The sequence below is a fragment of the Streptomyces sp. NPDC048389 genome (genome assembly GCF_040706335.1).
Classification (GTDB): domain Bacteria; phylum Actinomycetota; class Actinomycetes; order Streptomycetales; family Streptomycetaceae; genus Streptomyces.
Genome location: NZ_JBEZKP010000089.1, coordinates 1 through 12,949 on the forward strand (window position 1 = coordinate 1; position 12,949 = coordinate 12,949).

The following is a 12,949-nucleotide window of genomic DNA, read 5'->3' on the forward strand; positions in this document are numbered from 1 at the left end:
AGTCAACGTCCTGTGGGCCCTGATCCGTGACGGACGGTGCTACGACCATGGACTCTCCGCTGCTTCTGCGAGTTGACAACGTCATTAGGAGGTGGTGAACGCTGCGGCCCAGGGCCAGGAGTGCTGGATCCGTAGCCACCGGCGGCGGGCGTGCTCGGCCAGCCGGGCGGGCAGGTGGTAGAGGCGGCGCAAGCGCATGGTGCCGGTGTTCGGCGTCGGCGAGGTCGTCGACGCCGTGCAGGGTCAGCGGCCGCAGCCGGCGTGCAGATCGGCGGCGAGGTTGCAGGTGAGCATCCGCGCCACGCTGACCTGCCAGGACTTCGAGGGAAGGCTGTGCAGACCCATCGCCTTGTTCGTCCGGACGTGGTCCTCGACGACGGCGTGATGGCGGTGCAGGGCGTCCAGCCACTGGATCTGGTGCGAGCCGCGGATGCGGGTCATCTTGGAGATGTTCGTCGCGACGATCGAGTATGTGAAGCCGGTCTTCTCCTCGAACGCGGTCAGGTCCTTCAGGTACCGGCCGGACGGCTTGACCCGGCGGACGATCAGCCGCAGTCCTTCGATCCAGCCGTCCCGGCGGTTCAGGTCGGTCAACTCGGCCACGTGGTAGCCCTTCGCTGTCGATCAGTCAGATTGGCCTGTTCCGCTGAATACCCAGGGTTGAACAACCAGTGGGTGATCACGGCCTCGAGCTGTTTCGCCGAGGACCTGTCGCAGCCGACCACACTGCCCGCCGGGGCGCCGAAGGTGAAGTCGACCGCCGTCATCGACCGCACCGACCTCATGGCGACCGCGGGTGAGGAGCGGCAGATAGTTGACCTGGTGCCCCATCAGGACAGGGATCTGGTCCTGGCGAAGCTCTCCGCGCCCGTGTACGGCATCCGGCCATTGCGTCCGACGTCTTCGGCCCCGGTTGTGGGAGAGGCACTGAAGGGTGTGGGCTTCGGCCGCACCAAGGACATCTGGGTGCCCGACACCACCCACGTCGCCTCTTTCACCGCCACTCAGGTGCAGGACGCTGAGGTGCTCCTCGACGACACGCCCGTGTGCAAGGGGGATGCCGGAGGGCCGGTGTTCCGGGAGAAGGACCCAGGAAACCCCCGTGATGGCTCGGAAAGACGGTCAGCTCGACACCGAGCCGGGCGGCGACCTCCGCCGCGGCGCGGGCGGCGAGTTCACCCTCGGACTCCTTGCCCGCCGCCACGACGATGCGTGTGGAGGCGGCACGCAGAGCGTCGAAGTCCGGCAGGTAGCCGGTGCAGCCGCGCATGTTCTGGCCCAGCAGCGGGTCGTCGCGGGAGCCGTCGTCCTCGGTCGGCAGCCCGAAGGCGGCGGGGTCGGGGGCCGGGTCGTCAGCCCGGTTGTCGGGCAGAGGTCCCTGCCGGCTGGACAGGGCGATGAACTTCGCCATCGCCGGTCCCATCCCGTCACGGAGGTACGTCGCGTGGATGTCCTCACAGGCCGCCAGCGCCGCCTCGCGGTCCGGCAGGACCTGTGCCGTCGGCGGCTCGTGCACGACGAGTGTCCGCAGCAGCTCCGGGTGGAGCGGCACCAGGGCGAGCGCGTTGACCGCGCCACCACTGCTGGCGAACATGTCCACCGGGCCTTCCCCGAGCGCCTCGATCACGCGCCGCAGATCGTCGGCATGCTCCTCGGGACCGACTTCCGGCGCAGCGTCCGTACGGACGCTGCGCCCGGTTCCCCGCGGATCGCAGGTGACGACGCTACGGTCCGTGAAATGCGCGGCCAGCGTGGCGAACCCGGCGGCGTCCATCGGCGAGCCGACCAGGAACAGGACGGGCTGACCGGCCCCGCCGCCGGTCGGGCCGCTCGTGGTGTCGCTCCGGGTGTCGTTCTTGGCTTCGCGCCGGATGTCGTACTGGAGCGTGGCGCCGGCGACGTCCAGCGTGCGGGTCTCGATCTCGGCCATGGGACATCTCCTCAGGTCTTCGCGGTCACGAGTACAGACCTGCGGCCCCGTCGGAACTCATCGCTCGCACTCACGGCTCTGCAGCCGGGCCACGAGCCGCACTCGCGAGTCCGGACTTGCTCCGGGGCACGACCCGGACCTGGGCGGGGCCATGACTCGGCCCGGCCGGGAGAACTGGCCCTGGCCCTGGCCCTGCGACCCCTCGTGGCCGCCCGCCGCCCGTTCCGCCGCCTCGGCGACACGTTTGATGTCCGCCAGCCGCCGGTCCCACTCGGTCGCGAGTGCGTCCATCCAGCGTGCCGTCACGTTCAGCGCCGCGGGCCGCACCGCGTACAGCACCTCACGTCCGACCCGGCTGCCGGAGACCAGCCCGGCGGCGTCCAGGACGGCGAGGTGCTTGACGACCGCCTGCCGGGACACGGGGAGCCGTTCGGCAAGCTTCCTCGCGGTGACCTCCCGCTGTTCGGCAAGCAGGTCGAGCAGTTGCCGACGCGTCGGGGATGTCCGCACCGACCGGATACTCGCCCTCGCCGGCGAACGAGGTCGCCACGCCAGGCGTCTCGGCCTTCCTGGGTGGCTTCGGCTTCGCGGTGACCGTCTCGGTCACGGTCGGCGCGGGCGCCGCCTGCGCGGCCTCGGTGACCGTTGCGGCGCTCCTCGGCGCCGCCGCGCCGGACCCGGCATCCGTTCCCGCCTCCGCCTCACCGGCGCCGCTGCTGCCGGTCCCGACGCCGACGACGAGGGCCCCAAGCGCAGCGCCGCCGTGCGTCGGCCAGGCTCGACAGGAGTACCGGCACGTCATCCTGGCCCAGGACGTCACGAGCCTGGCCGCGTACGAGGCGGCCGACCGGCGCGGGCGCGGCAGCCGGCTCGCCGCCGGGCAGCGCCCGCTGGTGTGGCGGACGGTCGAGCGGTTCCTGGCGGACCCGGACGAGGACCAGTCCCGTACCTGGCTGCAGACGTGCGCGGAGGCGGCGCGGCTGCTGGAGGCGAACGGGCCGATGTACCGGCACATCGTGGTGGACGAGGCCCAGGACCTGCATCCGGCGCAGTGGCGGCTGCTGAGGGCCGCCGTTCCGCAGCGCCCTGACGACCTGTTCGTCGCCGGCGACCCGCACCAGCGGATCTACGACTCGAAGGTGTCCAGGAAGTCGCTGGGCATCAAGGTGACCGGCCGCTCGGTGAAGCTGCGCAAGAACTACCGCAGTACGCAGGAGATCCTGCGCTGGTCGACCGCGCTGCTCGTCGGCCGTCCGATCGCCCAGCTGGAGGACGGGGACCGCCACGAGACACTGCTCGGCTACCGGTCCGCCCTGCACGGCAGCGGCCCTACCGTGTACGGGGCGGCGTCCGAGGAAACAAAGCTGGACGCGCTCGTGGAGCAGGTGCGGGCCTGGACGGAGGCAGGAGTCGCGGCCGGGGAGATCGGTGTCGCGGCACGCTTCAACAGGACGTGCGCGAAGGCGGTGGCACGGCTGAAGAAAGCGGGTATCGCGACCGCGCTGTTGAAGTCGGACGTCCGACGCGGCGGAGAGCGTTCGAGTGGGGACGATGCACTCGTTCAAGGGGCTCGAGTTCCGGTGCGTGGCCGTCGCCGGCGTCAACGAGGGTGCACTGCCGTTCGCCAAGGCCGTCCCCCGGCCGAGGCCGACCGGCTCCAGCACGAGACGGACATGATGTCGGAGCGGTGCCTGCTGTTCGTGGCGTGCACGCGGGCGCGGGACAGTCTGCACGTGTCGTGGACCGGACAGCCGAGTTCCTTCCTCACCGAGGCGGGCGCCTTGGGCTGAGCACCCGCAATTTGCCGCAAGACCGGCATGACCGGCAGACTGCCGGATCGCAGCGAACAGGACAGTCCTGGTGGGGGGAGAGTCCGCCGGGCCCCGACAGTCAGGCGGCAACATGCGCATCTCACAGGTTCTCGACAAGGTGGATGCGGGCGACATCGCCCTTCCGGAGTTCCAGCGCGGGTACGTGTGGACCCGTGACCAGGTCCGCGGCTTCTTCCAGTCGCTGTACCGCGGTTACCCGATCGGTGGCTTCCTGACGTGGAGCACCAAGGCCGAGTCGGCCGAGACCCGCGGCGGTGTCTCGGGCAAGGACGGCAGCATCCACCTCCTGCTGGACGGCCAGCAGCGGGTGACGACCCTGTACGGCGTCACCCGCGGCCGGCCGCCCCGCTTCTTCGAGGGCAACACGTCCACCCTCTCCGGGCTGCACTTCAACCTGCAGACCGAAGCCTTCGAGTTCTACGCTCCGGCGAAGATGAAGGACAACCCGGTCTGGGTCGATGTGACGGCCCTCTGCCAGGGCGGGCTCGGCAGTCATCTGCTCACCGTCACCAGGCTGGCAGAAGGCGACGCGGAACTGCAGGCCGTCTACATCGAGCGGCTCAACCGCATCACCCAGATCAAGGACCGCACGGTCCACATCGAAGAGGTCACCGGCGAGGACAAGACGATCGACGTGGTCGTGGAGATCTTCAACCGGGTCAACTCCGGGGGCACAAAGCTCTCCAAGGGCGACCTGGCGCTTGCCGCCATCTGCGCCGCATGGCCGGCGGCGCGCCCCACGATGAACCAGGCGTTGAACAGCTGGTCCGACGCGGGCTTCGAGTTCAAACTCGACTGGCTGCTGCGCAACGTCAACGCCGTCCTCACCGGAGAGGCGCAGTTCTCCAAGCTGGCGGACGTCGACGTCGCCGACTTCAAGGAGGGTCTGAGCGGGACGATCGACTCCGTCTCGTACCTGCTCAACGCCCTCGGCGGGCGTCTGGGCCTTGACCACGGCCGGGTTCTCAACGGACGCGCCGCCTTTCCCGTCATGAGCCGGTTGCTCCACCACCACGGGGGCCGCTTCCCGGACGCGATGACGCGCGACCGGCTCTTCCACTGGTATGTGCACAGCTTCCTGTGGGGCCGCCACACGGGTGCCACGGAGACCGCCCTCAACCAGGATCTGCAGGCCCTGGACGACGGCGGTGTCGACCAGCTGATCGAGGTCCTGCGCCGCTGGCGGGGCGGTCACCTCGGGATCCGTCCCGACGACTTCATCGGCTCCAGCATGGGATCGCGCTTCTACCCCCTGCTGTACCTGCTCACGCGGGTGTACGGGGCCCAGGACTTCGTCAGCGGAGTGCCCTTGAAGGACGGCATGCTCGGAAAGCTCAGCTCGCTGCAGGTGCATCACATCTTCCCCAAGGCCCGGCTCTACGAGCACGGTTGCAGTCGGGCCGAGGTCAACGCCGTCGCGAACTTCTGTTTCCTCACCCAGGACACCAACCTGCGGATCGGCGCCAAGAAGCCGGCCGAGTACCTCGAGGAGGTCGAGGCCCGTGTGCCGGGGGCGCTCGCCACCCAGTGGATCCCGATGGACCGGGAGCTGTGGCGGGTGGAGCGCTATCCGGAGTTCCTGGCGGCGCGCCGTGAGCTCCTGGCCTCCGCTGCCGACTCCTTCCTGAAGGCCCTCCATGACGGCCCGTCCCCGGTCGAGCTCGCGACGACGTCCGAGTTGATTCCCTCGCAGCGAGCCGTCACCGTGGCCGACACCGAGGACGAGGAGATCCCGGGGCTTCGGGAACTCCTTTCCGAGATCGCGGACGCGGGTCTCGCCGCACCCGACCTGGACAGCGAGGTGAGTGATCCGCGGTCGGGAGCTGCCATCACGATTGCCGCCGCCTACTGGCCCCAAGGACTCCAGGAGGAGGTTGGCGCCCCCGTCGTGCTCGCACCCGACACCACGGCGGAGGAGCAGACGGCTCTGGAGGCGGGTGACTACCGCGTCTTCCACAGCACGGACGCCCTGCGGCGCCACATCGGTCATCTGCGCAGCGAGCAGGTGTCCGTCGGGTAGAGCCGCGGATGGGTTGGGCGGCAGGGGGCCACGGCGTCGGACACGGCTCACTCGCACCAAGGAACCGAGCCGGGTCCGCCCATGGAAGTGCCGACGAGGGCCCGGCCGGGATGGCGGAGGTGTCCCGCAAGGGCTGGGCGACGCACCCGTATCGGTCGGAGGGGACATCACCCCCCGTTCATCCGCACGGCCGACGAACCTCGGGCGGCCGACGCGCTCAGGACCTCAGCCCGTCACGGCCCACCGCACGGCCGCCACCAGGGACAGGACCAGTGGCGGTGCGAGCCACCAGCGGCTCAACGCACGCCGCGCCGACGGCATGAGGATGATCAGCAGGGCGACCCCTGCGGCGGCGATGGCCATCACGCAGGACAGGACGATTCCGGCGCGGGCGTCGTCGTCCCACGGCCCCGAGGGCCGGATGGTGAGCGCGGTCCAGCAGAACCACCCCGAGATGAGGTACAGGATCACCAGCGGCACACCGAGCACCCACCGAAGGCATCCCTGGTCCTCGGCGGTGGTCGACCGCTGTTTCCGGTCGTTCATCAGCGCAGCGCTTCCCGTGCGTTGTCGAGATTGTCCACGAGCCGGTCCCCCGGTGCGTCTTCTTCTCTGCCCGCTCGGCCGGGGTGTCGACCTCCACGAGCATGTCCCGCAGGCGCTTGTACTCGTCGGCATTGCGCTCGACAAGAGCCGGGTTGCACTCCTCCAGGAACTCGACGTCCTTGCGACAGCTGGTTCCGCTCACCGTGCCTCCGGTGCGATGTAGTCGCCCTTGAGTATCACCTCGAGGAAACGAGCGGCCTTGTCGTCGTCCACCTGCACGAAGTCGCCACCGGCTGCCCTCAGCTTCGTGGAGAGCGCCGCAAAGAGTGCTACGGCGTCCAGGAACTGGTCGTTCGCGAAGCTGCTGAAGCGATTCACCTGCGCGGCGACCTCGCTGTGCGCCCTGGGTTCCCTCGCCATGGTGCTGATGTCGCCGTCGGGTCTTCCTTCGTGCAGGAACCCGGCGATCTCGACGAGCAGTTCGCACTGCCGTTGATGGAGGCGGTGTTGGCGCTCGAGGCCCCCGCCGGGCATGGTCTGCGGGCCGCCACCCGGGTCCGCCACCTGATTGAGTCGCGTGGCAGCGGACCGGCGTGCCAACGCGTCCGCTTTCAGGCAGGCCCACTCCTCCTCGAACGACATACCGCATCCCCCGTCGCTACCCCATGATTGCATCGTTCGTCTCCAGGTGGGTCGGCTCGGCCGGCCCCGGAGGGCCGGTACATGAGGGTCGAGCAACTACGCGGGGCTGACGTGCGAGCGGTCCGGGCGTGACAATGCGGCTGGATCGAGCACACGAAACGGCTGGTTCGAGCACACGAAGCGTCCGGCGGGACTTGCGGACCGCACCGGGCAGGACTGGGAGTAAGCGCTTTCATCGAAACCTGGGACTCTCCCTCAGCGACCGTCAAGAGACACGTACTTGATTTCCATCCAGAATCATGAACGTGCCGTGATCCGAAGAGCCGGTCCGGATCGGCTGTCGGTCCCTCCCGTTAGAGTCTTGTCCGGGGCATTCGCACCGCACGGTGCGGGCCGACCGCCGGCGGGGAGGCGTGCCTGCCGGCTCGTTCCAGACGCAGCCAGACGTAGCAAGGAGTCACACGTGACCGACACTTCGGCATCCTTCCGGCTCCTTCCCGGTGCCCCAGGCTCCCCCGTCGTCCTCCATGTCCCGCACTCCTCGCGCGCCGTCCCCGCCGACGTCCGCGGCGGCATCGTGCTCGACGACGCCGCGCTCGAGCTGGAGTTGGACCACATCACCGACGCGCACACGGCCGAGATCGCCACGGAGGCCGCGGCGTCCGCGGCCGTGACGCCCTGGCGGTTCGTCAACCGGCTGTCCCGGCTGGTGGTCGACCCGGAGCGCTTCCCCGACGAGCGGGAGGAGATGCTCACCGTCGGCATGGGCGCGGTGTACACGCGGACGACCCACCGCGAGGACCTGCGAGCCGCCGGCTTCGACGGCGGGCCGCTGATCGACCGGTACTTCCACCCCTACGCGGCGGCGATGACCGCGGCCGTGGACGAGCGTCTCGAGGCCGTGGGGCATGCCGTCGTCATCGACGTGCACTCGTATCCGACCGAGCGGCTTCCGTACGAGCTGCACGGCGACGGCCCACGGCCGCCGATCTGCCTGGGCACGGACTCCTTTCACACTCCGCCGCAGTTGATGACCGCCGCGCGGCAGGCGTTCGCGGGCTTCGGCGGGACGGGCCTGGACAGCCCGTTCGCGGGCGCGTACGTGCCGTTGAAGCACTACGGCGCGGACCGGCGCGTCAGTGCGCTGATGATCGAGATACGCCGGGACGTCTACATGACCGAGCCCGGCGGCGCCGCGGGCCCCGGCCTCGGCGCGCTGGCGAAGGCGCTGGCCGCACTGGTCGACGCCGTAGGCACCGAGGCGGTCACCGGCGTCTGACGGGCCCCGGCTGTCACCGCCGCCCCCTGCCCACGGTCGCCCCGCGACCGCACGTGGAACCGTGGGCAGCAGCCGTGCTCAGGTCAGCGGGCACCGCCGCCGAGGAAGAAGCTCGGGTGCGGCGGCTGGTTGTACGCGGTGTTCTGCCAGGCCAGGCCCGTGCGGTACATCCGGTCCTGCAGCAGCGTCACGAACCGCCGTTCCGTCTCGATGGGCGTGGAGTAGATCCGCAGGGCGTTGTCGTCACTCCTCGGCCAGATGACCTCCTCGCGCCAGTCTCCGAGGATGTCGCCCGACAGCGACGGGGTGGCCTTGGTGCCGTTGTTGGAGTGCACGTCGGAGCCGGTCAGCAGCCGGGTGTCGCCACCGGGGCCGTACTTGTCGATGCGAGTGCCGTCCAGCAGTTCGCGGGTCGTGTCCCCGTCCCACCAGGCGAGGAAGTTCGCGGACGACGGCTTGCGGCCCCGGACGGCGCCGTTCGTGTCGCGGATGGACGCGTCGGCTGCCGACCACATCTCCGCACCGGCGTTGCCGGCCCAGATGTCACCGGCGACGCCGCGGCCGTTGTCGCCGCCGGACCCGGTCCTCCAGCGGACGCTGCCGTTGGCCGGATCGATGTAGAGCGAGGAGGGCCGGCTGCTCGACTCCGACACCTTGAAGTACTCGAGGCCCGGGTCACCGGGGTCGAGGTCCGCAAGGTGCTGCGCGTCGCCGTGGCCGGTGCGGGTGGTCCACAGTCCGTGGCCGTTGTCGTCGACGGCCATCGCACCGTAGACGATCTCGTCCCGGCCGTCGCCGTCCACGTCGCCGATCGAGAGGCTGTGGCTGCCCTGTCCGTCGTACCCCTTGCCGACGTTGGTCGAGCTGTCGGTGTCGAAGGTCCACCGGCGGGTGAGCTGTCCGTTCCTGAAGTCCCATGCGGCGATGACGGTGCGGGTGTAGTAGCCGCGGGCCATGACGAGGGACGGGGTGCTGCCGTTCAGATAGGCGGTGCCGGCCAGGAACCGGTCGACCCGGTTGCCGTAGCAGTCCCCCCAGTTGCAGACGTTGCCGCGCGCCGGCACGTAGTCCACGGTGGACAGCGCGGCGCCGGTGGAACCGCTGAACATCGTGAGGTACTCGGGGCCGCTCAGGATCCTGCCTTCGCCGTTACGGTGGTCGGCTCCGGGGTCGCCGATCACCGTGCCTCTGCCGTCCCGGGTGCCGTCGGCCGTCTTCATCGCCACCTCGGCCCTGCCGTCACCGTCGTAGTCGAAGACCTGGAACTGCGTGTAGTGCGCACCGGAGCGGATGTTGCGGCCGAGGTCGATGCGCCACAGGCGGTCGCCCTGGAGCGTGTAGCCGTCGACGACGGTGTTTCCGGTGGCGCCCGACTGCGAGTTGTCCTTGGAGTTGGAGGGATCCCACTTCAGGACGATGTCGAGGTCGCCGTCGCCGTCGAGGTCACCGACGGAGGCGTCGTTGGCTGCGTAAGTGAAGCCGGAGCCGCCCGGCGGTCGTGAGACGGGCACGTCCAGATAGCCGCCGCGGAACTGGACGGCGTGCTCGGAGAATCCCTGCTCCTGCCCGCCCACGACCGCCTTCACCCGGTAGTCGGCGTGGGCGGGCGCGTTGTGGTGCCTGAAGTTGGTCGAGCCGGTGATCGGCGCCGCGTTGACCTTGGTGCTGCCGCGATAGACATTGAACGCGACGTCGGCCGGGTCGGTGGCCAGCAGCCGCCAGCTGACGAGGTTGTCGGCGCCGTCGTGGACACTGACCAGCCCGCGGTTCAGGTCCTTCTCGGCCTGAACGGCGGCGCTCGCGGCGGCGGCGTCGAGCGCGGCCGCGGGACGGGGCGCGAACGGCGCCGCGCTCCCACCGGTACCGTTCGCCGCCACCGCGACGCTGCCGGCCGTCAGGCATCCGACCACTACGGATGCGGCGAGTCCTACGAGCCCGGGCATACGGCTCAAGCGCCTGCGGCGCCCGCCTTGTCCTTTTCGCACGTGCACTCCTGGGGGGGTGAGGAAGCGATGTTCGGGTGCCATGTTCGGGTGCCCTTGCTTCTCCGCCAGTCGTCGCCGGGCGAGGAAAGGTTGCCGCTGCCGCCACGACGGGTCCACCCCGGCGAGCCGGGAGCGGGCCGGGCGCAACTGGAGTACGGAGCGGGCACGTCAGGCGCGGCGCGCGCCCCGTCGGCTGCGGAACCGGCGGGATTCGAACCCGCGGACGGGGCAGGGCAGGTCCGCCCGGTTCCCCGGTGTCACGGGCCTGCATGCGTCATACCGGCTCAGCGCCTTCGGAAAACCGCTGCAGCACGAGAAGCCGGCCAAGGGCGTCGAGGACGCCGCGAGGGTGCTGGTCCGCTCGGCACCTTGAAGGGCGGCCGGTGCGCCGCCCTCGACACGGGGATGACCGGCCCGGCCGTCGTACGCCCCGTCGACTGCGCGACACCACACGACATCCGGGTGTTCGCCCAGGTCTCGGTGGACCGGACGTTCCCCGGCCAGAAGGAGATCGAGGACGGACGGAAGTACGCGTCGGAGCTGTGCGACGCGGCCTGCGCCGACGCGCCCGCAGGGTGGGTGCGCGGCAGCCGCAGCCCGGGCAAGTACATGATCCACGGGTCGTCTTCGGTGGGCGTCTCCCACGGGGCGGGCAGGACGGAGACCTCGCTGACCGGCGACTACACCTGCTACGTGCGCACTTCTTGAGCCGGCCGGCGTCGTGAGCATGCCTCAGGTTCCGCGACTACCTGAAGCTGCTCCACGGCGAGCAGACGAAGCAGTCGATGGCCGAGGGCGCAGACCTCAACCCGGAGCCCGGAAGTGGCCGAACGTGCGCCCGGGGAGCAGTTCATCGGTCCCCTGCAGCGAGCGAAGGACATCCTCACCGGGTCGCCCGCTTCGACGAGAAGCCGCTGCCGCATGGATTCCTTGACGAGCTGACCACCTTCGCCAACGTGCTTCGGGCCTTTGCCTCCTGACCGCTCGGCCGGGCGTTGGGGCTCCCGGCTGAGCCGCCATGGAGTCATCCGGAGTTGTAGCCCCACCGAGCCTTGCCGTCCTTGCCCATGAAGCACTTCGCGGGCCGTCCGTCGAAAGTCGTCGCGATGGCGCCCTCGGGCGAGCAGAACTGCCCGAACTGAATGCCGGACTGGCCTCCGGTGCTGCCTCCCGAGGTACTGGAGGAACCGCCGGAGGTCGAACCGCTGCTGGAGGAGCCACCACTCGTACTGGCACCACTGCTACTGCCGCCAGTGGTGCCCCCGGTGCTGCCGCCTCCTGAGGTGGTCACGTGGGACGGCTCGGGACGCGGCTTCGGTTTGGGCTTGGGCTTCGGCTTGGGCCTCGGGCTGGGTTCGGTACAGGGATCGCCGGGACCGATCAGCCACTGATCGACCTGCGTGCTGTCCGAAACCTCGGTGTCAGCCGCCGGCTGCTGCCGGCACACCGTCCAGTCGGACAGATCCCGTGAGGATTCATCCAGGCGCTTGCCCGTGTGCGCGTGGAAAAGGAAGGTGCGATCGAGACCGAGTTCGGCCAGGGTGCGCGATGCCTCTTCGAGTCGTTCGCCAACGAGGTCCGGCATCATGACCCGGCGCGCACCGTGCAGACGCGTCGGGCACTCTTCCCGCTCCGGGACGGCGTACAGCGTCAGTGCCGTCGCTGATGGGCGGACCCTCTCGTCGTGGGAGGGACTCTGGAAGCAGACGTGCCAGCCCTGCTCCTTCGTCTTCAGCGGCCGGTGGGCGGAGGAAGCGTCGGCTGCCGACACCCTCAGCCACGGGTGCGCGCTTGTCTCCGCGACGGCTGCGGAGAGCGCAGTCCCGCTGAAATCGGCGACGGCCACAGCCGACTCCGCGCGAATCTGCGCAACGCTCTCGTCCTCTCCGGAGCCCGTACCCAGGCCGGCGAAGAACAGCACGGCCGCGCCCGTGGACACCAGGACCGGGTGGCGGCGCACCCAAGTGGAGGTTCGCCTCCCTCGACCGGGGCGCAAGGGGGAATCGGGAGACAGGAGTTCACCTCTGGCCTGGAGTAGTTCTCCCCCGGGGTCGACTTTGGAGCCGTGGAGCTTGTGCGGTGCGCCGTCGACGAGGATGTCGACGGCGTGGAACATGCCGTAGGCGCGACGCAGGATCAGCAAGGGATCCGGCACACGGGTCGCCTTCGGCGTGAAGAGATTTCGGAGCAGGATGAGGCCGTTGCCGGTGAGCACGGCATAGCCCCAGGCGTTTCGGTAGACGGCCTGCGCCACCTCGTCGGGCCCGAGCACCTCCAGCAGCAGCTGCGCTTGCGCGTTGGAAAGGGACTCACCGGCAGCGGCCGCGGCGGTGCGGGGGTCGTTTCGCAGTCTGCGCTGCGCGGCACTATCGGACATGCGGGGATATTAGCGACTGATGCTCCAAGATCGGTCCCCGATGCCGCTTCGTCACCGGTTTGTGCCCGCATCGCGGCCACCACCACCCACCGGAACCTGGCCCGTCATCACCTGCCCGCCCTGGCCTCCTGCGACCGTGCCACCGTGCCACCGTGCCACCGGCAAGCCCATACGCCGCTACGAGCGCGCCCGCCCCGTCGAACTGGTCCATATCGACGCCAAGAAGCTCGGCCGCTCTCCAGCGAGTTGTGTGCATCGTGAAGTTGCAGGTCACGGGGCTGGTGTGCATGGGCTTCGGGGTGCTCGTGCTGGTCGGGGGCGTATGACTCCCGGCAAGA

9 protein-coding genes and 4 pseudogenes are annotated in these 12,949 nt (G+C 69.7%); 6 read left to right on the plus strand and 7 right to left on the minus strand.

Annotated features, from left to right (window positions below):
• Nucleotides 1–243: 243 nt before the first annotated feature.
• Nucleotides 244–603 carry a hypothetical protein gene (locus tag AB0903_RS33060; protein ID WP_366708447.1) on the minus strand — a complete coding sequence of 120 codons (360 nt, stop codon included), beginning with the start codon at nt 601–603 and terminating at the stop codon, nt 244–246.
• Between AB0903_RS33060 and AB0903_RS33065 the strand changes: the two are divergent.
• A pseudogene (locus AB0903_RS33065) lies at nt 604–1,026 on the plus strand (trypsin-like serine protease); the annotation flags it as partial.
• Here the strand turns inward: AB0903_RS33065 and AB0903_RS33070 are convergent.
• Nucleotides 995–1,930: an alpha/beta hydrolase gene (locus tag AB0903_RS33070; protein ID WP_366708448.1), complete on the minus strand. Its 936-nt coding sequence runs from the start codon at nt 1,928–1,930 to the stop codon at nt 995–997. The pseudogene AB0903_RS33065 and the gene AB0903_RS33070 overlap by 32 nt on opposite strands.
• Nucleotides 1,931–2,152: 222 nt before the next feature.
• Nucleotides 2,153–2,485 (minus strand): annotated as a pseudogene (locus AB0903_RS33075) (metalloregulator ArsR/SmtB family transcription factor); the annotation flags it as partial.
• A gap of 227 nt (nt 2,486–2,712) precedes the next feature.
• Here AB0903_RS33075 and AB0903_RS33080 point away from each other — a divergent pair.
• Together AB0903_RS33080 and AB0903_RS33085 are read left to right on the plus strand one after the other, a co-directional pair.
• A pseudogene (locus tag AB0903_RS33080) lies at nt 2,713–3,720 on the plus strand (3'-5' exonuclease); the annotation flags it as partial.
• Nucleotides 3,721–3,832: 112 nt separating this feature from the next.
• Complete coding sequence (locus tag AB0903_RS33085) at nt 3,833–5,782, plus strand: DUF262 domain-containing protein (protein ID WP_366708449.1); 1,950 nt, start codon at nt 3,833–3,835, stop codon at nt 5,780–5,782.
• Between the two features lie 225 nt (nt 5,783–6,007).
• Here AB0903_RS33085 and AB0903_RS33090 read toward each other — a convergent pair whose 3' ends face one another.
• The gene (locus AB0903_RS33090; protein WP_366708450.1) at nt 6,008–6,328 is read right to left on the minus strand and encodes a hypothetical protein; all 321 of its coding nucleotides are present in this window, start codon (nt 6,326–6,328) and stop codon (nt 6,008–6,010) included.
• 198 nt (nt 6,329–6,526) lie between these two features.
• On the minus strand, nt 6,527–6,970 hold the full coding sequence (locus tag AB0903_RS33095; RefSeq protein WP_366708451.1) for a hypothetical protein: 444 nt from the start codon (nt 6,968–6,970) through the stop codon (nt 6,527–6,529).
• Between the two features lie 463 nt (nt 6,971–7,433).
• On the opposite strand from AB0903_RS33095, the gene AB0903_RS33100 reads away from it, so the two are divergent.
• Entirely contained in the window at nt 7,434–8,249 is an 816-nt protein-coding gene (locus tag AB0903_RS33100) for an N-formylglutamate amidohydrolase (protein WP_366708452.1), read from the plus strand.
• An 83-nt stretch (nt 8,250–8,332) separates the two neighbouring features.
• Here the strand turns inward: AB0903_RS33100 and AB0903_RS33105 are convergent, their stop codons facing one another.
• Nucleotides 8,333–10,192 (minus strand): rhamnogalacturonan lyase, encoded by a 1,860-nt coding sequence (locus AB0903_RS33105; protein WP_366708453.1) that lies wholly within the window; start codon nt 10,190–10,192, stop codon nt 8,333–8,335.
• A 411-nt stretch (nt 10,193–10,603) separates the two neighbouring features.
• On the opposite strand from AB0903_RS33105, the gene AB0903_RS33110 reads away from it, so the two are divergent.
• Nucleotides 10,604–10,942: a septum formation family protein gene (locus tag AB0903_RS33110; RefSeq protein WP_366708454.1), complete on the plus strand. Its 339-nt coding sequence runs from the start codon at nt 10,604–10,606 to the stop codon at nt 10,940–10,942.
• Between the two features lie 316 nt (nt 10,943–11,258).
• Here AB0903_RS33110 and AB0903_RS33115 read toward each other — a convergent pair whose 3' ends face one another.
• Nucleotides 11,259–12,611, minus strand: a complete 1,353-nt coding sequence (locus tag AB0903_RS33115; protein ID WP_366708455.1) for a PASTA domain-containing protein — start codon at nt 12,609–12,611, stop codon at nt 11,259–11,261.
• 69 nt (nt 12,612–12,680) lie between these two features.
• Here AB0903_RS33115 and AB0903_RS33120 point away from each other — a divergent pair.
• Nucleotides 12,681–12,852: pseudogene (locus AB0903_RS33120) on the plus strand (IS481 family transposase); the annotation flags it as partial.
• Between the last annotated feature and the right edge of the window lie 97 nt (nt 12,853–12,949).

Coding starts and splice junctions, on each gene's coding strand:
- AB0903_RS33070 (WP_366708448.1), bottom strand. CDS start 1,930: ATGGCCGAGATCGAGACCCGCACGCTGGACGTCGCCGGCGCCACGCTC.
- AB0903_RS33085 (WP_366708449.1), top strand. CDS start 3,833: ATGCGCATCTCACAGGTTCTCGACAAGGTGGATGCGGGCGACATCGCC.
- AB0903_RS33090 (WP_366708450.1), bottom strand. CDS start 6,328: ATGAACGACCGGAAACAGCGGTCGACCACCGCCGAGGACCAGGGATGC.
- AB0903_RS33095 (WP_366708451.1), bottom strand. CDS start 6,970: ATGTCGTTCGAGGAGGAGTGGGCCTGCCTGAAAGCGGACGCGTTGGCA.
- AB0903_RS33105 (WP_366708453.1), bottom strand. CDS start 10,192: ATGCCCGGGCTCGTAGGACTCGCCGCATCCGTAGTGGTCGGATGCCTG.
- AB0903_RS33115 (WP_366708455.1), bottom strand. CDS start 12,611: ATGTCCGATAGTGCCGCGCAGCGCAGACTGCGAAACGACCCCCGCACC.